This window comes from Prauserella flavalba (assembly GCF_003202235.1).
Taxonomy (GTDB): domain Bacteria; phylum Actinomycetota; class Actinomycetes; order Mycobacteriales; family Pseudonocardiaceae; genus Prauserella_A; species Prauserella_A flavalba.
This window is the reverse complement of record NZ_MASU01000007.1, coordinates 248,125-268,149: the sequence shown is the minus strand read 5'-3', so window position 1 is coordinate 268,149 and position 20,025 is coordinate 248,125. Positions and strand designations below refer to the sequence as shown.

Annotated in this window: 20 protein-coding genes; 18 read left to right on the top strand and 2 right to left on the bottom strand. The window is 72.5% G+C overall.

Going from position 1 to position 20,025, the window contains the following annotated elements; genetic code table 11:
- Nucleotides 1-9 precede the first annotated feature (9 nt).
- The 4 genes from BA062_RS19775 to BA062_RS19760 are packed head-to-tail and all read left to right on the top strand — an operon-like array spanning nucleotide 10 to nucleotide 3,788.
- Nucleotides 10-525 (top strand): PH domain-containing protein, encoded by a 516-nt coding sequence (locus tag BA062_RS19775; RefSeq protein ID WP_245959908.1) that lies wholly within the window; start codon nucleotides 10-12, stop codon nucleotides 523-525.
- Nucleotides 522-2,030, top strand: coding sequence for a PH domain-containing protein (locus tag BA062_RS19770; RefSeq protein WP_110338825.1), 1,509 nt, complete (start codon nucleotides 522-524; stop codon nucleotides 2,028-2,030). The genes BA062_RS19775 and BA062_RS19770 overlap by 4 nt, the downstream gene beginning before the upstream one ends.
- Nucleotides 2,031-2,041: 11 nt before the next feature.
- On the top strand, nucleotides 2,042-3,070 hold the full coding sequence (locus BA062_RS19765) for an aminotransferase class V-fold PLP-dependent enzyme (protein WP_110338823.1): 1,029 nt from the start codon (nucleotides 2,042-2,044) through the stop codon (nucleotides 3,068-3,070).
- Nucleotides 3,071-3,125: 55 nt separating this feature from the next.
- The gene (locus BA062_RS19760; protein ID WP_245959907.1) at nucleotides 3,126-3,788 is read left to right on the top strand and encodes a hypothetical protein; all 663 of its coding nucleotides are present in this window, start codon (nucleotides 3,126-3,128) and stop codon (nucleotides 3,786-3,788) included.
- 97 nt (nucleotides 3,789-3,885) lie between these two features.
- Here the strand turns inward: BA062_RS19760 and BA062_RS19755 are convergent, their stop codons facing one another.
- Complete coding sequence (locus BA062_RS19755) at nucleotides 3,886-4,833, bottom strand: ferritin-like domain-containing protein (RefSeq protein ID WP_245959906.1); 948 nt, start codon at nucleotides 4,831-4,833, stop codon at nucleotides 3,886-3,888.
- 100 nt (nucleotides 4,834-4,933) lie between these two features.
- Here BA062_RS19755 and rimP point away from each other — a divergent pair, with 100 nt between their 5' ends.
- The 7 genes from rimP to BA062_RS19720 all read left to right on the top strand — a co-directional run bounded on the left by rimP (nucleotide 4,934) and on the right by BA062_RS19720 (nucleotide 12,489).
- Entirely contained in the window at nucleotides 4,934-5,473 is a 540-nt protein-coding gene (rimP, locus tag BA062_RS19750; RefSeq protein WP_110338819.1) for a ribosome maturation factor RimP, read from the top strand.
- Entirely contained in the window at nucleotides 5,470-6,519 is a 1,050-nt protein-coding gene (nusA, locus tag BA062_RS19745; protein ID WP_110338817.1) for a transcription termination factor NusA, read from the top strand. The genes rimP and nusA overlap by 4 nt, the downstream gene beginning before the upstream one ends.
- Complete coding sequence (locus BA062_RS19740) at nucleotides 6,516-6,902, top strand: YlxR family protein (protein ID WP_425452934.1); 387 nt, start codon at nucleotides 6,516-6,518, stop codon at nucleotides 6,900-6,902. The genes nusA and BA062_RS19740 overlap by 4 nt, the downstream gene beginning before the upstream one ends.
- Before the next feature lie 90 nt (nucleotides 6,903-6,992).
- Nucleotides 6,993-9,842 carry a translation initiation factor IF-2 gene (gene infB, locus BA062_RS19735; protein WP_110338815.1) on the top strand — a complete coding sequence of 950 codons (2,850 nt, stop codon included), beginning with the start codon at nucleotides 6,993-6,995 and terminating at the stop codon, nucleotides 9,840-9,842.
- Between the two features lie 70 nt (nucleotides 9,843-9,912).
- Nucleotides 9,913-10,209: a DUF503 domain-containing protein gene (locus BA062_RS19730; protein ID WP_110338813.1), complete on the top strand. Its 297-nt coding sequence runs from the start codon at nucleotides 9,913-9,915 to the stop codon at nucleotides 10,207-10,209.
- Between the two features lie 34 nt (nucleotides 10,210-10,243).
- Complete coding sequence (gene rbfA / locus BA062_RS19725) at nucleotides 10,244-10,696, top strand: 30S ribosome-binding factor RbfA (protein ID WP_110338811.1); 453 nt, start codon at nucleotides 10,244-10,246, stop codon at nucleotides 10,694-10,696.
- A 203-nt stretch (nucleotides 10,697-10,899) separates the two neighbouring features.
- Entirely contained in the window at nucleotides 10,900-12,489 is a 1,590-nt protein-coding gene (locus BA062_RS19720; protein WP_110338809.1) for an alkaline phosphatase D family protein, read from the top strand.
- A gap of 224 nt (nucleotides 12,490-12,713) precedes the next feature.
- On the opposite strand, the gene BA062_RS19715 is transcribed toward BA062_RS19720, so the two are convergent.
- On the bottom strand, nucleotides 12,714-13,748 hold the full coding sequence (locus BA062_RS19715; RefSeq protein WP_110338807.1) for a TRM11 family SAM-dependent methyltransferase: 1,035 nt from the start codon (nucleotides 13,746-13,748) through the stop codon (nucleotides 12,714-12,716).
- A 50-nt stretch (nucleotides 13,749-13,798) separates the two neighbouring features.
- On the opposite strand from BA062_RS19715, the gene BA062_RS19710 reads away from it, so the two are divergent.
- From BA062_RS19710 to rpsO, 7 genes are all read left to right on the top strand, one after another.
- Nucleotides 13,799-15,115 (top strand): MATE family efflux transporter, encoded by a 1,317-nt coding sequence (locus BA062_RS19710; protein WP_110339084.1) that lies wholly within the window; start codon nucleotides 13,799-13,801, stop codon nucleotides 15,113-15,115.
- Between the two features lie 118 nt (nucleotides 15,116-15,233).
- Entirely contained in the window at nucleotides 15,234-16,571 is a 1,338-nt protein-coding gene (locus tag BA062_RS19705) for an MFS transporter (RefSeq protein ID WP_110338805.1), read from the top strand.
- A 30-nt stretch (nucleotides 16,572-16,601) separates the two neighbouring features.
- Nucleotides 16,602-17,501, top strand: coding sequence for a tRNA pseudouridine(55) synthase TruB (truB, locus tag BA062_RS19700; protein ID WP_281271647.1), 900 nt, complete (start codon nucleotides 16,602-16,604; stop codon nucleotides 17,499-17,501).
- Between the two features lie 10 nt (nucleotides 17,502-17,511).
- Entirely contained in the window at nucleotides 17,512-18,477 is a 966-nt protein-coding gene (locus BA062_RS19695) for a bifunctional riboflavin kinase/FAD synthetase (protein ID WP_110339082.1), read from the top strand.
- 132 nt (nucleotides 18,478-18,609) lie between these two features.
- Nucleotides 18,610-19,089: a helix-turn-helix domain-containing protein gene (locus BA062_RS19690; protein WP_110338803.1), complete on the top strand. Its 480-nt coding sequence runs from the start codon at nucleotides 18,610-18,612 to the stop codon at nucleotides 19,087-19,089.
- Nucleotides 19,086-19,640, top strand: a complete 555-nt coding sequence (gene thpR, locus BA062_RS19685; protein WP_110338801.1) for an RNA 2',3'-cyclic phosphodiesterase — start codon at nucleotides 19,086-19,088, stop codon at nucleotides 19,638-19,640. Before BA062_RS19690 ends, thpR begins: the two co-directional genes overlap by 4 nt.
- A gap of 85 nt (nucleotides 19,641-19,725) precedes the next feature.
- Nucleotides 19,726-19,995, top strand: coding sequence for a 30S ribosomal protein S15 (rpsO, locus tag BA062_RS19680; RefSeq protein WP_110338799.1), 270 nt, complete (start codon nucleotides 19,726-19,728; stop codon nucleotides 19,993-19,995).
- The last annotated feature ends 30 nt before the right edge of the window (nucleotides 19,996-20,025 follow it).

The following is a 20,025-nucleotide window of genomic DNA, read 5'->3' as shown; positions in this document are numbered from 1 at the left end:
AGGAATCGGGTGTCGGGGACGTCTCAGGGGGAGGGCGCCCGGCTGCGGCTGCGCCCTCCGCGCAATCAGGTCGACCGCAGGGCCATCGCGTGGTGGCGCACTGGAATCCTCGTGTTCTGGGCGGTTCCCGTGCTGGTGCTCGTGGTGCTCGGCGTTTTCCTGCCGGGCGCGCGGTTCTGGCTGTTCGCGCCCGCGGTGGCGATCACGGTGGTGATCGTGCCGCTCGCGATCGGCATGCCGCTGTGGTGGTACCGCGTGCACCGCTGGGAGGTGACCGACGAGGCCGTCTACACCCGCACCGGCGCGGTGTGGCAGGAGTGGCGCGTGGCGCCGATGTCGCGCATCCAGACCGTGGACACCCAGCGCGGGCCGCTGGAGCAGTACTTCGGGCTCGCGACCGTCACGGTCACCACCGCGTCGGCCAAGGGCGCCGTGACGATTCCTGGTCTGGACCACGAGCTGGCCGCCGACCTCGTGCACCAGCTGACCGAGACCACGCACGCGACCCCCGGTGATGCCACGTGACGGTCACCGAGGTCGCCTGGCAACGGCTCGACCGGCGGACCGTGGCCGTCAACTCCCTCAACGCGGCGGGCGTGTGCGTGGTGGCGGGCGTCCCGACCGGTGTCGGCGTCGGTGGCGCGACCTCCCCCGGCCTGGCGCTGGCGATCATCCTGCCCGCCTCGATTTTGATCATCGGCGTGGTCGCGGGCGCGGACTACCTGCGCTGGCGCAAGACCCGGTACCGCGTGCTGCCCGACCGGGTCGAGCTGCACAAGGGCATCCTCGTGCGCTCGCGCCGGACGCTCTCGCGGGAGCGCGTCCGCAGTGTCGATCTCACCGCGGGATTGCTGCTGCGGTTCTTCGGCCTGGTGAACGTCAAGATCGGCACCGGGGAACAGACCGGGGCCGGGCAGAGCTCGCTGGCGCTGCACCCGGTCGGCAAGGCCGAGGCGGAACGGCTGCGCAGGGACCTGCTCGACCGGGCGCCCTCCGCCGACGGGACCCCGCGCCGCGACGGTGTGCTCGCGAGACTCGACCTCTCCTGGGTCCGCTACGCGCCGATGTCCTTCCTGACGCCCACGCTCGGCGTGGCGGCGTTCGGCGCCGTGCTCCAGGTCGCCGAGTGGTTCGGCCTGCAGGAGGGTGTGATCACCTGGACGCTCGACCGGATGCGGGACCTGCCGCTGGCGGTGGCGATCCTCGTGCTCGTGGCGATCGGCATTCTCGTCGGCGTGGTCGGTGCGACCGGGCTGTTCGTGGAGATGTGGTGGCAGTACCGCCTCGAACGGGAGCCCGGCGGCACCCTGCGGGTGCGCAGGGGGCTGCTCACGTCCCGCTCCATCTCGCTGGAGGAGCGGCGGCTGCGCGGCGTCGAGCTCGTCGAACCGCTCGGCAACCGGCTCGTGGGCGCGGCGCGGGTCGACGCCGTCGCGACGGGTCTGGCGAAACAGAAGGAGAACGAGAAGACCGACCACAAGACCCTGCTGCCCTCGGCGCCGAGGGAGGTGGCGGACCGGGTGGCCGCGGACGTCCTGCGCGAGGAGGTGTCGCCGACCTCGTCGGTCCGGCTGCTGCCGCACCCGGTCGCGGCGCGCGGCAGGCGCATCCGCTGGGGCCTCGCGGGTGTCGCCGCGGTCGTGCTGCCGTTGCTGGTACTGGGCTGGGTCCTGCCGGTGGAGGTGCTGCTGCGCCTGGCGTGGATCTGCGCGGCCGTGCTCGTGCCGGTCGCGGTCGTGCTCGCGATCGACGCCTACCGCAACCTCGGCCACGGCCTCACCGGCGACTACCTCGTCGCGCGCAGCGGCACCGTGCGCCGGGGCACGGTCGCGCTGCAACGGCGCGGCGTGATCGGCTGGACGGCCCGGCAGTCGATCTTCCAGCGTCGCAAGGGCCTGCTGACGCTCACGGCGACCACCGCGGCCGGCGCGGGCGCCTACTCGATCCACGACGTCGGCGAGAGCGAAGGACTGGCGTTCGCCGAGAGGGCCGTGCCCGATCTCTTCGGTCCCTTCCTCGACCGCGGCTAACGTCTGGAGGTATGCGACACGCCTTCGCCGCGGACTTCGACGTCCCGCCCGGTTACCTCAACACGCCCAGCATCGGCATCCCGCCAGCCCACGTGGCCGACGCCGTCGCCGAGACCGTCGCGCGCTGGCGCACCGGTGCCGACGCGCCGCCCGACTTCGACGCGGCCGTGCACACCTCACGCGAGGGGTTCGCGACGCTCACGGGAGTGCCCGCCGACCGGGTCGCCATCGGCGGGAGCGTGTCGCAGGCGATCTCCGTGGTGGCCGCCGGTCTTCCCGACGGGGCCCGGGTGCTCGTGGCCGAGCAGGAGTTCACGAGCGTCACCTTCCCGTTCGCGGCACACGGGCACCGCGGCGTCACCGTGCGGGAGGTTCCTCTCGCCGATCTTCCGTCCACTGTGGATGGACACGATCTCGTCGCCGTGAGCGTGGCGCAGTCGGCGGACGGTGCGCTGGTGGACCTCGCCGCGCTGCGCGACGCCGCCGAATCCGCCGGGGTTCCCGTGCTGCTCGACGTGACCCAGGCGGCGGGCTGGCTGCCGCTGGAGCTGGAATGGGCCGACTGGGTGGTGGGTGGTTCGTACAAATGGCTGCTGGCTCCGCGCGGGGCCGCGTGGCTCGCCGTGCATCCCCGCGTGCTGGAGCGCGGTGTGCCCGTCGCCGCCAACTGGTACGCGGGCGAGGACCCCTGGCAGGCCGTCTACGGGCTGCCGCTGCGCCTCGCCGAGGGGCCGCGCCGCTACGACCTCTCCCCGGCGTGGCTGTCCTTCGCCGGTGCCGCGGTGTCGCTGCCCTACCTCGCCTCGCTCGACCGCAAGGCCGTCCACGCCCACTGCACGGGACTGGCCGACAGCCTCCGCTCCGGACTCGGCCTGCCGCCGGCCGGCAGCGCCATCGTCGCGCTGGCCGTGGAGAACGCGGGCCCGCGCCTGGCCCAGGCGGGCGTGAGGGCGAGCCTGCGAGCGGGCAAGATCCGCGTCGGTTTCCACCTCTACAACACCGCGGGGGACGTCGAGCGGGTGCTGCACGCTCTGGCGTGACGCGCGTCGACTACCGTCCGTTCGCGTGGCTGGACAGCAGCGGTACACCCCGGGAGTGAGTGACACCGCGCCGATGGGCGCGGTCCGGCAGCAGTACCCGCCGCCCCCACCCCAGCAGCAGGCACCGTCTCCGGGCGGGGGAGGACCCAACCGGGTGGTGCAGGGCGCGGGCCTGCTCGCCGTCGCGCTCGTGGCCGGGCTTGTGTGGTGGTTCGTCCGCTCGCCAGGGGAGGAGCCGCCGCCCGCCGAGCCCACGCAGGTCGCCGAGGACCCGCTCACCAGCGGCGAGTTCGACTACACGACTGTCGCCGGTCCCGAGGTGTCGGAGGACTGCGCGGGCAACTCCTACGGCGACGTCGCGGACTGGTTCGACGAGCACCCGTGCTCCCAGGTGTCGCGCGCGCTGTACACCACCGAGAGCGGCGAGGCCCGTGCGCTCGTGTCCGTGGTCGTGGTGACCATGCCGGACGCGGGCGGGGCCCAGCAGCTCAAGGCGATCACCGACACCGACGGCACCGGCAACGTCAACGACCTCGTCCGCGACGAGACCGTGAAGCTACCGGGAGCACCCAACGTCGCGCAGGGCGAGTACGAGTCCCGCTCCGAGGGCACCGAGGTCACGATCGTCGAGGCGGCCTTCTTCGCCGGCCACACCGACGACGAGCTGCTGGCCCGCATCGGCACCGACGCCCTCCGCCTCGCCGACGCCCACGGCTGACCCAGCCCACCCAGGCTCAGCCTCACCCAGCCGCAGTGAAGGCCACCTTCACTGCGTTCAACGCAGTGAAGGTGGCCTTCACTGCAGCGGTGGGGACTCAGGTTCGGCCGGGCAGGGCCACCGCGGCGGGCTGTTCGCCCGCCTCCATCCGCCAGCTCGTGCAGCGGGTCGCGGAGCCGATCAGCGCCTGGGTGGCGAGCCTGCGCAGCGCCGCGTCGTCGGTGCGCTCCAGCACGCCGTGCCACGCCGAGGCCGCGTCGGTCTCGGCCGTGACGACGAGCCTGGTCGCCGACGCCTCGTCGCTCACCGGCCGTGGCGGCAGGTAGGCGGGCTCGGGCGGCCGCGGATCGGCGCCCGCGGCCGTGAGCACCCGCTCGCACGCGTCGCGCCGGTCGCGGTGCGCGGCGGCGCCCGCGTCGAGACCCTTCTCGAAGTCGGCGGGCAGGAACGCGCTCACGAGCCCGTACACCCACACGGCCGCGTGCTCGGCCGCGAGCGCCTGCTGCAGCGCGTCCACCGCCTCGGCGGGCAGCGAGCCGGTCGACGGCCGTTCGACCTCGCCCGGCTGCCCGGCCCCCAGCTCGGGCGCCAGCTGCTGCACGGCGGCGCAGCCCGCCGCGACCGAGCCGGCCAGGCCCGCGCGGTACGCGGGGAGCCCCGGCACCAGCCCGGCGGCCCGCTCGCGTGCCTCGGCGAGGCGCCGCGCCAGCGCCGCGATGTCGGCCACGGTCCGCGACGGCGGGGTGGTCTGCTCGGGCCTCGGCTTGTTGAGCCGGTCGATCTCGGTGCGCAGCGCGCGGGCCTGCGCCGTCCGCGCGGTGGCCACCTGCCTCGCGAGCTCCGCGACGCCCGGGTTCGAGCCGGCGAGCGCGTTCGCCGCGGCGGCGTCGGCCTCGGCCTGCTCGAGCAGGGGCAGCAGCGGGTCGGGGCTGTCGTCGTAGCCGGTGCCGCACGCGGCCGCCGTGGCCGCCACGGGGATCGCCAGGGCGGCCAGCGCCGCGCCGCGCAGGACGGCACGCCGGTTCAGCGGGGCACGGAAGGTCACGGTGAGCCATCCTGCCAGGCGGTGCCTGCTGGTCGGCGAGACCCGGCCCCGGCACGATAAGCTGGACCACCACTTCGAATAGGACAACAGGAGCATCACGGTGCCCAACGAACTCGCCAGCCGGCTGGAGCCCGTCGTGGCCGAGGCCGTCACGGCCGCGGGTTTCGATCTCGACGCGCTCGACGTGCAGCAGGCAGGCAGGCGCAAGCTGGTCAAGGTCGTCGTCGACGGCGACGACGGGGTCGGCCTCGACGAGGTCGCCGAGGTCAGCAGGGCGGTCTCCGCGGTGCTCGACGCCCACGACCACCTGATCGCGGGCGCGTACACCCTCGAGGTCACCTCACCGGGCGTCGACCGCCCCCTCACCGCGAAGCGCCACTGGCGCCGAGCGAAATTCCGGCTCGTCCGCGTCACCCCCACGGAGGGTGCCGAGTTCGTCGGCAGAGTCGGCGAGGCGGGGGAGAGCTCGGCGCGGGTGCTCGTCGGCGGGACCGTCCGCGACGTCCACTACGCCGACGTGGCCAAGGCGGTCATCGAGATCGAGTTCAAGCAACCCCCGGCGGAGGAGCTCAAGCTGCTGGAAGCCGACGCCTGCGGCAAGATCGACGAGAACGCGGGACCGAAGGAGGAGTCGAGGTGAACGTCGACATCGCGGCGCTGCGCGCGATCGAACGCGACAAGGACATCCCCTTCGACACCGTGCTGGAGGCGATCGAGACCGCCCTCCTCACGGCGTACAAGCACACCGAGGGCCACCAGCCCCACGCCAAGATCGACATCGACCGCAAGACGGGCTACGTCCGCGTGCTCGCGCACACCCTCGACGAGAACGGCGAGATCGCCGAGGAATGGGACGACACGCCCGAGGGCTTCGGCCGGATCGCCGCCACCACCGCGCGGCAGGTGATCCTGCAGCGGCTGCGCGACGCCGAGCACGAGAAGACCTACGGCGAGTTCTCCGCCAAGGAGGGCGAGATCGTCGCGGGTGTGATCCAGCGCGACGCGCGCGCCAACGCCAGGGGCATGGTGATCGTCCAGGTCGGCGACACCGAGGGCGTGCTGCCCGCCGCCGAGCAGGTGCCCGGCGAGTCCTACCAGCACGGCAGCCGGATCAAGGCCTACGTCGTCGGGGTCTCGCGCAGCGCGCGGGGCCCGCAGATCACGCTGTCGCGCACGCACCCGAACCTCGTCCGCAAGCTGTTCGCGCTCGAGGTCCCCGAGATCGCCGACGGCACGGTGGAGATCGCGGCGGTGGCGCGCGAGGCGGGGCACCGCTCGAAGATCGCCGTCCGCTCGACCGTCCCCGGCGTCAACGCCAAGGGCGCGTGCATCGGCCCGGTGGGCGCTCGTGTGCGCAACGTCATGAGCGAGCTCGGTGGTGAGAAGATCGACATCATCGACCACTCCGACGACCCGGCCCGCTTCGTGGGGAATGCGCTGTCGCCCGCGAAGGTTGTGTCGGTCAAGGTGGTCGACGAGCGCGCCAAGACGGCGCGGGTCATCGTCCCCGACTTCCAGTTGTCCCTGGCCATCGGCAAGGAAGGGCAGAACGCGCGCCTCGCCGCGCGGCTGACCGGATGGCGGATCGACATCCGCAGCGACGCGGCTCCGGAGGCCGGCGCCGGCCAGCGGCCGGTCACGCCGGACGAGTCGCCACACGCGGCGGCAACCGGTTCGGCTGAGTGACAGGCCACGGGCTAAACTGGGAAGTGGTGCAGCGCCCGCGGTCGGATTCCGCACGCCAGGGTTACGGAGCGACACCGGTCCGTACCTGTGTGGGGTGTCGACGGCGGGCGTTGATCAGCGAGCTGCTGCGCGTGGTCGCGGTGGACGGGGCACTGGTCGTCGACGAACGTCGGCGGCTCCCGGGGCGCGGTGCATGGTTGCATCCCGGACCGGAGTGCCTCTCCAAAGCCGAACGGCGGCGGGCGTTCCCCAGGGCGCTCAGGGTCCAGGGGTCGCTCGACGCCGAGGGCGTGTGGCAACACCTGGAGCGGTTCGCGCAGAGTGAGGACACGGGACCTTCCCGGGTCCGAGTCGGAACAAGGAAGCAGGTCGACCCGTCATGAGTCAGCCGTGAAGCTGAAGCCATGAACGCGCGACGATAGGACGAGGTCTGCGGGTACGCGCCTGTCAGACCTCATCAGTTGAGGAGAGCAGTGGCAGGCAAGGCCCGCGTGCATGAGCTCGCGAAAGAGCTCGGTGTCACGAGCAAGGAAGTACTCGCCAAGCTGAAGGAGCAGGGCGAGTTCGTGAAGTCCGCGTCGTCCACCGTCGAGGCGCCCGTCGCCCGTCGGCTGCGCGACGCGTTCGCCGCCAAGGAAGGCAGGGGCGGCCGCGGTGGGCGGTCGTCCGCTCCCGGTGGAAACGGCTCCGCGCCCACCGCGAAGCCGTCCGCGCCGCAGTCGCAGCAGCAGGCGCGCCCCGGCCCCCCGGCCCCGAAGCCGGGTCCCAAGCCGGGCCCGAAGCCTCCGGCCCCGCGCCCGGCCGAGCAGGCCCCGGCGGCGAAGGCGGCTCCGCCCAAGCAGGAGCAGTCCCAGCAACAGCAGCAGCCCTCCGGTGGCTCGGTCGTTCCGCCGAAGCCGCAGGGCCCCAAGCCCGGTCCGAAGCCCGGCCCGAGGCCGCCCAGGGTGGGCAACAACCCGTTCGGCGTCGGCTCCGGTTCGCCGGCTCCGCGCCCGGCTCCGCCGCGTCCCGGTGGAGGCCAGCAGGGTGAGCGTGGCCCGCGTCCGGGCGGCGACCGCCCGGCGGGCGGCCCGCGTGGCGGTGCTCCCGGTGGCAACCGGCCGAGCCCGGGCAACATGCCGCCGCGCCCGAACCCCGGCATGATGCCGACCCGTCCCGCCCGTCCCGCGGGCGGTCCCGGTGGCCGTGGTGGCCCCGGTGGCCGTGGCGGACCCGGCGGTGGCGCCGGTGCCGGCCGTGGCGGGCCCCGCGGCGGTGGCGGCGGTGGCGGCGGCTTCCGTGGCGGTGGCGGCGGTGGCGGCGGCTTCCGCGGCGGCCCCGGTGGCGCTCCCGCCGGCGGCGGTGGCGGCGGCTTCCGCGGCGGCCCCGGTGGCCGTGGCGGTCCCGGTGGCCGCGGTGGCGCGGCCGGTGCGTTCGGCCGTCCCGGTGGTCCCTCGCGCAAGGGCCGCAAGTCGAAGCGGCAGAAGCGCCAGGAGTACATGGAGAACATGCAGGCGCCGAGCGTCGGCGGCGTCCGCCTGCCCAAGGGCAACGGCGAGACGATCCGGCTGCCGCGGGGTGCCTCGCTGACCGACTTCGCGGAGAAGATCGACGCCAACCCGGCCTCGCTGGTGCAGGTGCTGTTCCACCTCGGCGAGATGGTCACCGCGACCCAGTCCGTCTCCGAGGACGTGCTCGAGCTGCTCGGCACGGAGATGAACTACAACGTCCAGGTGGTCAGCCCCGAGGAGGAGGACCGCGAGCTGCTCGAGGCCTTCGACATCACCTACGGCGAGGACGCCGGTGACGAGGAGGACCTGCAGATCCGGCCGCCGGTCGTGACCGTCATGGGTCACGTCGACCACGGTAAGACCCGCCTGCTGGACACGATCCGGAAGACGAAGGTCCACGAGGGCGAGGCCGGTGGCATCACCCAGCACATCGGTGCCTACCAGGTGGAGACCGAGCTGGAGGGCGACCCCCGGCTCATCACCTTCATCGACACCCCTGGTCACGAGGCGTTCACCGCCATGCGTGCCCGTGGTGCGCAGGCCACCGACATCGCGGTGATCGTGGTCGCCGCCGACGACGGCGTCATGCCGCAGACGGTGGAGGCCATCAACCACGCACAGGCCGCCAAGGCGCCGATCGTGGTCGCGGTCAACAAGATCGACAAGGAGGGTGCGAACCCTCAGAAGATCCGGCAGCAGCTCACCGAGTACAACCTCGTCGCCGAGGAGTACGGCGGCGACACGATGTTCGTCGACATCTCGGCTCGCGAGAACATCAACATCGACGGGCTGCTCGAGGCGATCCTGCTGACGGCGGACGCGGCGCTGGACCTCCGGGCCAATCCGGACATGGAGGCCCAGGGTGTCGCGATCGAGGCACACCTCGACCGCGGGCGCGGTCCGGTGGCGACGGTGCTGGTCCAGCGCGGCACGCTGCGCATGGGCGACTCCGTGGTCGCGGGCGACGCCTACGGCCGCGTGCGCCGCATGGTCGACGAGTACAACCGCGACGTCACCGAGGCGACGCCGTCGCGTCCGGTGCAGGTCATCGGCTTCACGTCGGTGCCGCGCGCGGGTGACACGTTCCTCGTGGTGGAGGAGGACCGGGTGGCCCGGCAGATCGCCGAGCGCCGCCAGGCCCGCATCCGCAACGCGGAGAACGCGGCCAAGCGCAAGCGCGTCAGCCTGGAGGACCTGGACTCCGCGCTGAAGGAGACCAACACCCTCAACCTGATCATCAAGGGTGACAACTCGGGTACCGTCGAGGCCCTCGAGGCGTCGCTCATGCAGATCGACGTGGGCGACGAGGTCGAGCTCAACGTGGTCCACCGCGGCGTCGGTGGCGTCACCGAGAGCGACATCGACCTGGCGACGGCCTCCGACGCGATCGTCCTCGGGTTCAACGTGCGGGCACAGGGCAAGGCGACCGAGCGGGCCACCCGCGAGGGCGTCGACGTCCGGTACTACACGGTGATCTACCAGGCGATCGAGGAGATCGAGCAGGCCCTCAAGGGCATGCTCAAGCCGGAGTACGAGGAGGTCGAGCTCGGCAGGGCAGAGGTCCGCGAGGTCTTCAAATCCTCCAAGCACGGCACGATCGCCGGTTGCCTCGTCGTCTCGGGCCAGATCAGGCGCAACGCCAAGGCGCGCCTGCTCCGCGACAACGTCGTGGTCGCCCAGGACCTGCCGGTCAACTCGCTGCGCCGGTTCAAGGACGACGTGGTGGAGGTCCGCGAGGGCTACGAGTGCGGTCTGACGCTCGGCAAGTTCTCGGACATCAAGGTCGACGACGTGATCGAGACCTACGAGCAGCGCGAGAAGCCGCGCGAGTGACGTAGACGGGCCGGCTGGGCGGGGGCGGAAGTCCCCGCCCAGCGGTCTCTCGTGCGAAGGGTGACGACCGGTGTTCGTGGGCTCCCTCGAACTTGATGTGCTGCTCGGCGACGTCCGGTCGCTGAAGCAGAAGCGGTCCGCCGTGCGGCCGCTGCTCGCCGACGTGCGCAAGCGCTTCGACGTGTCCGTGGCCGAGGCGGGTCACCTCGATCTCCACCGGCGTGCGCTGGTCGGGGTGGCCGTCGTGGCTGCGGACGGCGAGCATGTGAGAGACGTGCTCGACGCGTGTGAACGCTTCGTCGCGGCACGGCCCGAGCTGGAGTTGCTGTCGGCCCGCCGCCGGCTGCTCGGCCCGGATGACGACTAGTGGCTGGTTTGCGAAACGAGTAAGGGGGTGCGTCGTGGCCGATCAGGCTCGCGCACGGAGGCTGGCCAAGCGGATCGCGCAGATCGTCGCGTCCGCGCTCGAGCACGAGGTCAAGGACCCTCGGCTCGGCAACGTGACCGTCACCGACGCCAAGATCACCGGTGACCTGAGGGACGCCACCGTCTACTACACGGTGCTCGGCGAGAACCTGGACTCCGCGCCGGACTTCGCCGGTGCCGCGGCGGCGCTGGAGTCCGCCCGCGGTGTCCTGCGGACCAAGGTCGGGCAGGGCACCGGTGTGCGCTACACGCCGACCCTGACGTTCGTCCCCGACAACGTGCCCGCCGACGCCCGGCACATCGACGAGCTGCTGGCCAGGGCGCGGGAGGCCGATGCCGAGGTCGCGCGCCAGGCGACCGGCGCGAAGCACGCGGGCGAGGCCGACCCCTACCGTGCCCCCCGCGAGGAGAACCCCGACGACGAGTAGCGAGCCCCGCCTCGCTCCCGGGCCGCCGCGCAGTGAAGGTGGCCTTCACTGCGGGCGCGTGAGGCATCACGGCTGCCCGCTTCTCGCCCGTGCCGACGGCGGCGAAGTTGGTCGCGTCGTCACGTCTCGTTCCGCGGATGATCGTTTCCGCGTTGCCCCGCCCTGGCTGGATGGTCCGGTTCGGCCACGGCAGAGGGAGAGACATGGCAGAGAGATCGGACTTCGACCGTCGGCGCTTCCTGGCACTCGCGGGCGGCGGCACGCTCGCCACGGCGCTCGCCGTGGCCGGGTCGTCCCCGGGACCGGTATGGGCGGCCCCGCGGTTCCGGGAAGACCCGTTCGCGCTGGGCGTGGCCTCGGGTGAGCCCACGTCGTCGGGCATCGTGCTGTGGACCCGGCTCGCACCCGACCCGGTGGCGGAGGACGGCACGGGCGGGATGCCCGGCAAGGCCGTCAACGTCGCGTGGCAGATCGCCGAGGACCCGCGCTTCCGCCACGTGGTGCGTGCCGGGACCGAGCAGGCGTCGCCGGAGCTCGCGCACTCGGTGCACGTCGAGGTCGAGGGGCTGCGCCCGGACCGCGAGTACTGGTACCGCTTCCGCGCGGGTTCCGAGCTGAGCCCGGTCGGACGCACGCGGACCGCGCCGTGGGGCGGCGCCGCGCTGTCGTCGCTCGCCTTCGGCGTGGTGAGCTGCCAGAGCTACCCGGACGGCTACTACACGGCCTACCGGCACCTGGCGGAGGAAGACCTGGACCTGGTGCTGCACCTCGGCGACTACATCTACGAGGGCGGCGGCCAGGGCGGCATCGGCCGGGGTCACCTGCCCGCGGCCGAGACGTTCTCGCTCACCGACTACCGGATCCGCTACGGGCAGTACAAGAGCGACGCGGACCTCAAGGCGGCGCACGCGGCGGCCCCCTGGCTCGTGGTGCTCGATGACCACGAGGTGGAGAACAACTGGGCCGACGACATCTCGCAGGCCGACACCGAGCCGGACCAGGATCCCGCGGTGTTCCTGCGGCGCAGGGCCGCGGCGTTCCAGGCCTATTACGAGAACCAGCCGCTGCGCCGCGTCCAGCGCCCGCACGGGCCGGACATGCGCCTCTACCGCCGGGTGTCCTACGGCAGGCTCGCCGAGTTCACGATGGTCGACACCCGCCAGTACCGCGACGACCAGGCGTGCGGTGACGGCCTGCGCAGCGGCTGCACCGACCGGCTCGACCCCGCGCGCACGATGCTCGGCGAGGAGCAGGAGGCGTGGGTGCTGCGCGGCCTCGAACGCTCCCGCGCGACGTGGAACGTCCTGGGCAACCAGGTGTTCATGATGCAGGCCGACCATCTCGACGGCGCGGAGCAGGGCTTCGGCATGGACACCTGGGACGGCTACGCGGCGGCCCGCCGCAACCTCCTCGACGGGGTGCGGCGCCGGAAGGTCGACAACTTCGTCGTGCTCACCGGCGACGCCCACCGCAGTGTCGCCGCCGACCTGAAGGTCGACTTCGACGACCCGGATGCTCCGGCCGTGGGCACGGAGTTCCTCGGCACGTCGGTCAGTTCCGGTGGCAACGGCCAGGACATGGACACCCTCGGCCGCACCTGGTTGCGGGAGAACCCGCACATGCGGTTCCACAACGCCCAGCGCGGGTACATGCGCTGCGAGCTGAGCCCGCGGCACCTGCGCACCGACTACCGCGTGCTCGACCAGGTGACCACGCCCGGCTCGCCGGTGACCACGCGCGCGAGCGTCTACGTGGAGGCCGGCAGGCCCGGCGTCGCCCACGTGGAGGACTGACCATCGCCCCCAAGGGCACTTCGGTCGCGTCCAACGCAACCACAGTGCCCTTGGGTGCGGTGGGGGCGTCAGGTGTGCCAGGCGTCCAGCAGGTCTACCCCGACGTCGCCGCCCGGCGCGGGCACGAACCCGAGCGCGCCGACCCGGACGCGCTCGCCGGCGCTACCGGGGCCTCCGCACCCGCCGCGACCGGGCCGAGGAGACCATCCCGGCGACCTGACGGGCTACTTCGTCGCCACGAGGACGTCGCGCACGATGGCCTGGTCCACGCGATGGGCCAGGCCCTCGTACGGGCCGCCCTCGCGGACCGTGAGCCCCGCCTTGGCGAGGATCGCCGCCAGTTCGGCACGCGTGATCACGTGCGTGTTCCACGAGATGCCCAGCGCGCCACCGGTGCGCAGCACCCTGGTCCAGACCGGCACGGCGGCGGCGAGCAGGTCCCTCGGGCTCCGTGCCAGGCCCGCGTCCTGGGTCCGGCTGCCGTGCTGCACGCCGTAGGGAGCGTCGGTGACCACCACGTCGGCCGAGCCGCGGCGCAGCAGCTCGTCAGTGTGCAGGGTGTCGCAGTTGAGGTAGGTGAGCGTGCGCGTGTCGCCCGCCTTGTACTCCTCCTTGGTGGCGGCGTAGGAGATGTCGAGCCGCCTGCCGAGGCGGACCTTGTTGCGGCGCAAGGAGGTCGCGTCGGCGGTGTGCTTGATCCGCTTGGTGCGCAGCCAGGTCTTGATGAACTGCTGGTAGGCGTCGAAGTCCTTGCCGTCGACGTCCAGACCGGTGGCGTCGTAGCCGTACATCATCGCCTGGTTGAGCGTCGTTCCCCTGCCGCACAAGGGATCCAGCACGTGCAGGTGCCCGTCGAGCAGTGCGCGCGGCCGGTCCGTGGCCAGTACCGTGAGGTTCAGCAGCAGCTTGGTGAACAGCTCGTTGGTCTTGCCCGTGTACTTCTGGATCGTCAGCAGGTCGGAGTCGAACCGGTCGCGAGGGGCCAGCGTCAGCGGCCGCAGCAGCTCGCCCTCGACCTCGAACAGCACGTAGGCCGACGACAGGTTCGACAGCGCCGCGACGTCGCCTCCCGTCAGCGTGGAGGAGGCGGTGAACGTGACGTACTCGGCGCCACCGATCGTGCGCACGCCGACGTCGGCCACGTCCGCCGAGAGCACCGTCTCGCCGAACACCGTCAGCTCGGCGCACAGCAGCCGGCTCGACGTCTCGGTGTAGACGCGGTTGGCCGAAGGGAGGATGAGGATCGCGTACTCGGGCATCGCGCACGAGCGTAACCGAGAGTGTCGGAGGGCCTGGCTACGCTCGGGTGGTGGTCAACGCCCTCGACGAACGCGTCCCCGCTCGCAAGGTCTTCGGGCTCGCCGTCCCCGCGCTCGGGGTGCTGGCGGCCGAGCCGCTGTACGTGCTCGTGGACACGGCCGTCGTCGGGCATCTCGGCGCGCTGCCGCTGGCCGGGCTCGCGCTCGGCGGGGTGCTCCTGTCGCTGGTTTCCACGCAGCTGACGTTCCTGTCCTACGGCACCACCGCGCGCACGGCGCGGCTGCACGGGGCGGGGCGTCGCGCCGAGGCCGTCGAGGAGGGTGTGCAGGCGACATGGCTCGCGCTCGCGGTCGGGTTCGTGATCCTCGGGCTCGGCCAGCTGCTGGCCGAGCCCGTCGCGCGCGCCATGTCGGGCGACGAGGCGATCACCGCCGAGGCCGTGTCGTGGCTGCGGATCGCGCTCTGCGGCACGCCGATGATCCTCGTGACGATGGCGGGCAACGGCTGGATGCGCGGCGTGCAGGACGCCGTGCGGCCGCTGCGCTACGTCCTCGCGGGCAACGGCCTCTCCGCCGTGCTGTGCCCCGTGCTCGTCTACCCCGTCGGCATGGGCCTCGAGGGCTCCGCCGTCGCGAACGTCGTGGCGCAGACCGTCTCCGGCGCACTGTTCCTCGGCGCGCTGGCGCGGGAGCGGGCCAGGCTGCGCCCCCACCCGTCGGTGATGTGGGCGCAGCTCAAGCTCGGCCGTGACCTCGTGCTGCGCAGCCTCGGCTTCCAGGCGTGCTTCCTGTCCGCGGCCACGGTCGCGGCCCGCACGTCCACCGAGGCCGTCGGTGCCCACCAGGTCGTGCTGCAGCTGTGGACCTTCCTGTCGCTCGTGCTCGACTCGGTGGCGATCGCCGCGCAGTCGCTCGTCGGCGCCGCGCTCGGCGCGGGCTCAGGGCGCAAGGCACGGGGCGTCGCCGCGCAGATCACGCTGTACGGGCTGATCCTGGGCTGTGCGCTGTGCGTGGTCTTCGCGGCGCTGTCGCAGGTCCTGCCGCACGCGTTCACGTCCGATCCCGGCGTGCTCGGTGAGATGCCCGGTGCGTGGTGGTTCTTCGTGGCACTGCAACCGGTCGCCGGCGTGGTGTTCGCGCTCGACGGCGTCCTGCTCGGCGCTGGCGACGCCGCGTTCCTGCGCAACGCCACGCTCGCCAGCGCGATCCTCGGTTTCCTCCCGCTGATCTGGGCCTCGCTCGGCTTCGGCTGGGGGCTCGTCGGCATCTGGTCGGGCCTGTCGCTGTTCATGCTGCTGCGGTTGGTGTTCGTGCTCGTGCGCTGGCGCTCGGGCAGCTGGGCCGTCGAGGGCGCGGTGCGCGTGTGAGTGTGGGCAATCGCACGGCCGAAGACGGTATGAACGAGCATTGGTTAGCCGATACAAGTAACCGGGACGGCACCCGTCCCTTTCGCCTGTCCGTGATCACGAACACCAAGGGGGTTTCTTGCCGTCCCGGAGCCCGGCGGCCGCGCGAGCCAGCGCGCGGTCGTGGCTGATCTGGTTGACCGCCGCTTTCGTCTACATCCTCGCCGTTTTCCACCGCACCTCGCTCGGGGTCGCGGGACTCGAGGCCGCCGACCGGTTCGGGGTCGGCGCCGCCGCGCTCGGCACCTTCACCGTCCTGCAGGTCGGCGTGTACGCCGCCATGCAGATCCCGACCGGCGTCCTCGTCGACCGGTTCGGACCGCGCGCCATGCTCACGGCCGCGCTGCTGTTCCTCGGCTCCGGGCAGGTACTGCTCGCCGTCGCCCACACCTACGCGCTCGGCCTGCTCGCGCGCGGCGTGCTCGGTGTCGGCGACGCGCTCACGTTCGTCTCGGTGCTCCGCCTCGCCGCCAACCACTTCCCTGCCCGCCAGTACATGCTCGTCACGGCGTTCACGGGCGCGCTGGGCTTCGTGGGCAACCTCGCCGCGACGCTGCCGCTGACGCTGCTGCTCGCCGGCCCGGGCTGGCTGCCGACGTTCCTCGTCGCCGGGCTCGGGACCGCGCTGTTCGTCGCCGTCGTGCAGTGGCGCGTCCACGACACCCCGGTCGCGCGCACCACCGAGTCCGAGGCGGTGTCGATGCGCGAGGTCGGCGCGCAGGTCCTCACGGCGCTGCGCGTTCCCGGTACCCGGCTCGGCTTCTGGACGCATTTCTCCACGATGTTCAGCCAGAACGTGCTCGTGCTGCTGTGGGGCGTGCCGTTCCTGGTGCAGGGCCAGGGCTACGCGGCGACCACGGCGAGCTCGCTGCTGGTGGTGTTCGTCGCCGGTTCGATGATCGGCGGGCCGCTGGTGGGCGGGTTCATCGGCCGCAGACCCGAGGCCCGCATGCCGATCGTGCTCGGCTTCCTCGCCACGACCGCGGCCACGTGGGCGGTGCTGCTGAGCTGGCCCGGCCGGATCCCGCTCGCCGTGCTCGTGCCCGCGTTCGCCCTGCTCTCCTTCGGCGGCCCGGTCTCCACGATCGGCTTCGCTCTGGCGAGGGACTACAACCCGCTGCCGCGCGTGGGCACGGCGACCGGCGTGGTCAACGTCGGCGGCTTCGTCGCCACCACCATCACCGCGCTGCTCATCGGCGTGCTGCTGGAGGCGACAGGCGGGAACTTCCGGATCGCGCTGCTGTCGGTGGTCGCGGTGCTCGCGCTGGGCACGTGGCGCATGGTCGTGTGGTACCTGCGGGCGCGGGCGGCCGTCTTCGCGGCGCAGGAGCGCGGCGAGCCGGTGCCCGTGCGGCTGCGCAGGCGGCCGTGGGACGTGCGCGCGCCGGGGCGGGAGCGGGTGGCCGCCCCGGCATGAGGTGACGGCGTTTCGTTACAGTGTGCGGCCGTGCCCAAACCGCCTCCTCCGCCTCCCGGCCTGCTGATCGTCGACAAGCCCAGCGGCATGACGTCACACGACGTGGTCGCCAGGGCCCGCCGCATCATGGGCACCCGCAAGGTCGGCCACGCCGGCACGCTCGACCCGATGGCGACGGGGGTGCTCGTGCTCGGCATCGAGCGAGCGACGAAGCTGCTCGGGCACCTGGCGCTGGATCGCAAGACCTACCTCGCCACGCTCGCGCTCGGCGCCTCGACCACCACCGACGACGTCGAGGGCGAGCGGCTCTCCGAGGCCACGCCCGAGCAGGTCGCGGGCGTCACCGACGAGGCGATCGCGGCCGGGATCGCCGGCCTCACCGGCGAGCTCCAGCAGGTGCCCAGCACGGTGAGCGCGGTCAAGGTCGACGGCAAGCGCGCCTACGCGCGGGCGCGCGCGGGGGAGGACGTGAACCTTCCTCCCCGGCCCGTCACCGTGTACCGCTTCGACCTGCTCGCCACGCGCAGGGAGCCCGGCCGCGTCGAGCTCGACGTGATGATCGACTGCTCGTCCGGCACCTACGTGCGGGCGCTCGCGCGCGACCTCGGTGCGGGGCTCGGCGTCGGCGGGCACCTCGCGGCGCTGCGCCGCACCACCGTCGGGCCGTTCACGCTCGCGGCCGCGCGCACGCTGGACGCGCTCGAGGCCGAGCCCGGCCTGTCGCTGAGCCTGGACGAGGCCGTCGCCGCGGCGTTCCCCCGGCGCGACGTCGACGCCGCCACCGCGAGGGCCGTCCGGCACGGGCAGTCCATCCCGGCGGCCGGGATCGCCGGGACCTACGGCGTATTCGACCCCGGCGGCCACGTGCTCGCGCTCGCCGCCGACGCGCGCGACGTCACCCGCCCGGTCGTCGTGCTGGCCCCGGCATAGGGTGGGCACCGTGCAGCGTTGGCGGGGTTTGACGGACTTGCCCGGTGGCTGGGGACGGTGCGTCGTCACGATCGGGGTCTTCGACGGGGTGCACCGGGGGCACCAGGCATTGATCAGCAGGACGGTGGAGGCCGCCCGGCAACGGGACGTGCCGAGCGTGGTGCTCACGTTCGACCCGCACCCGTCCGAGGTGCTCCGGCCCGGCAGCCACCCGGCGCAGCTGACCACGTTGCGGCGCAAGGCCGAGCTGGTCGAGGACCTGGGCGTCGACGTCTTCGCCGTGCTGCCGTTCACGCCCGAGCTGTCGCGGCTGACCGCCGACGAGTTCGTGCACGAGATCCTCGTCGACAAGCTGCACGCCGCGGCCGTGATCGTGGGGGAGAACTTCACGTTCGGGCACAAGGCCGCGGGCAACGTCGAGACCCTGCGCACGCTCGGCAGGCGGTTCGGCTTCGTCGCCCACGGCGCACAGCTGCAGGGCCAGACGCTGCCCGGCGACGGGAACGACGACGGCGAGATCACGTTCTCCTCCACCTACGTGCGCTCGTGCATCGACGCGGGCGACGTGGCCGCCGCTGCCGAGGCGCTCGGCAGACCCCACCGGCTCGAGGGCATCGTCGTGCGCGGCGACGGGCGGGGGCACGACCTCGGCTACCCCACGGCGAACCTGTCGGCGCCGCGCTTCGCCGCGATCCCCGCCGACGGGGTGTACGCGTGCTGGTTCGTCCGCTCCACCAAGCCGGACGAGCGGCTGCCCGGCGCCGTGTCGGTAGGCACGAACCCGACGTTCTCGGGGCGGGAACGCACCGTCGAGGCCTTCGTGCTCGACGTCGACGAGGACTTCTACGGCCAGCACGTGGCGCTCGACTTCGTCGCCCGCCTGCGCGGGCAGGTCCGGTTCGACACCGTCGACGGGCTCGTCGCGCAGATCAGCGACGACGTGGCACGCACGAGGGAGCTGCTCGGCATCGCCTGAGCGGCTACCCGGCCGGGTGCAAAAGCGAACGGCTGGTCCATTCCGTCCCGGCTGCCGGACCCGGCCTGGCAAGATGCTTTCACGAACCGCCGACGGGGTCTGCACAGAAGTGCCGAGGGGAGCAGGCTGACAGTGGAGGACCACAAGATCGTCCAGCGCAACATCGCGTTGCAGCGTGAGTGGTACGGGGAACCGCTCGGTGACCGCGTGCGCAGGCTGGTGGTCGCCTTCGACGTGTCGCAGGCCTACCTCGCGGAGGTGCTGGGCATCAGCGCCCCCATGCTGAGCCAGGTGATGAGCGGGCGCCGCGCGAAGATCGGCAACCCCGTGGTGCTGTCCCGCCTCATCATGCTGGAACGGAAGGTGCTGACCCCCGACGTCGCGGCGGGCAGCAAGGAGGCCATCCGGGCCGCGCTCGAGGACGTTAAGACCGCACGGCCCACCGTGAGCAGGGACAACTTTCCGGTGGGCGCGGTTCCCGACGACCAGCCCGTGCTCGCCGCGCTGCGCGAGGTCGCCGAGGACGAGAACCTCCTCGACGCCGCGGAGCTGCTCGACGCCGACTTCCCCGCGATCGCCGACCTGCTACGCAGGGCGGGCAAGTCGGGGTGAGCGAGCCCGGCGTCGCGCGCCTGTTCAGCGCGCTGGTACCGCCGGAGGAGGTCGTGGCCTCGCTACGGGCGGAGCTCGCCCGGCACCCGGAGGGACCCTCCTCCCGCAGGCTGCGCTGGGCTGCGCCGGAGAACTGGCACGTCACGCTCGGCTTCTACGGCCGCGACGACATCGCGGCCAGGACGGGCTGGCTGCGGCGACGGCTGGCCGGCCACGCGGCCCCGGTGCTGCGGCTGGAAGCCGGGGGCACGTTCCGCGGGGTACTCTGGATAGGGGTACGGGGGAGCGGCCTCGGCCAGCTGGCCGAGGCGGCCAGGTCCGATGAGCGGGTTCCGGCCGAACACGCCTTCCACGGTCACCTCACGCTGGCCAGGGGGCACGCACCGGCGGCTCTGGCGGTGTGGGCGCGGCTGCTCGCGGAGTACCGGAGTCCGGAGTGGATCGCGGACGAGGCCGTGCTGATGCGCAGCGACCCCGGCGAACGAGGTCCCGCCTACACCACGGTCGTGCGGTTCCCGCTCGGCCGACCGGTCGCCGGAGAACCCTCCTGATACCCTCGACAGTTGAGTCCGGCTGCGGTCCGTGGCGGCCGGGACCGTCCTTACCTACACGGCACATAACCAAGGAGTAATGCGAGTGGCTCTGTCCACCGAGGAGAAGAAGCAGATCCTGTCCGAGTACGGCGTGCACGACTCCGACACGGGATCGCCCGAGGCCCAGGTGGCCCTGCTCACCAAGCGGATCATCGGCCTCACCGAGCACCTCAAGGTGCACAAGCACGACCACCACTCCCGTCGCGGCCTGTTGCTGCTGGTCGGCCGTCGTCGCCGGCTGCTCAACTACGTGATGAAGGTGGACGTCGAGCGGTACCGGTCGCTGATCCAGCGACTCGGCCTCCGCCGCTGACGAGCTCCGAGGGGGAGTGACCCGCCGGGT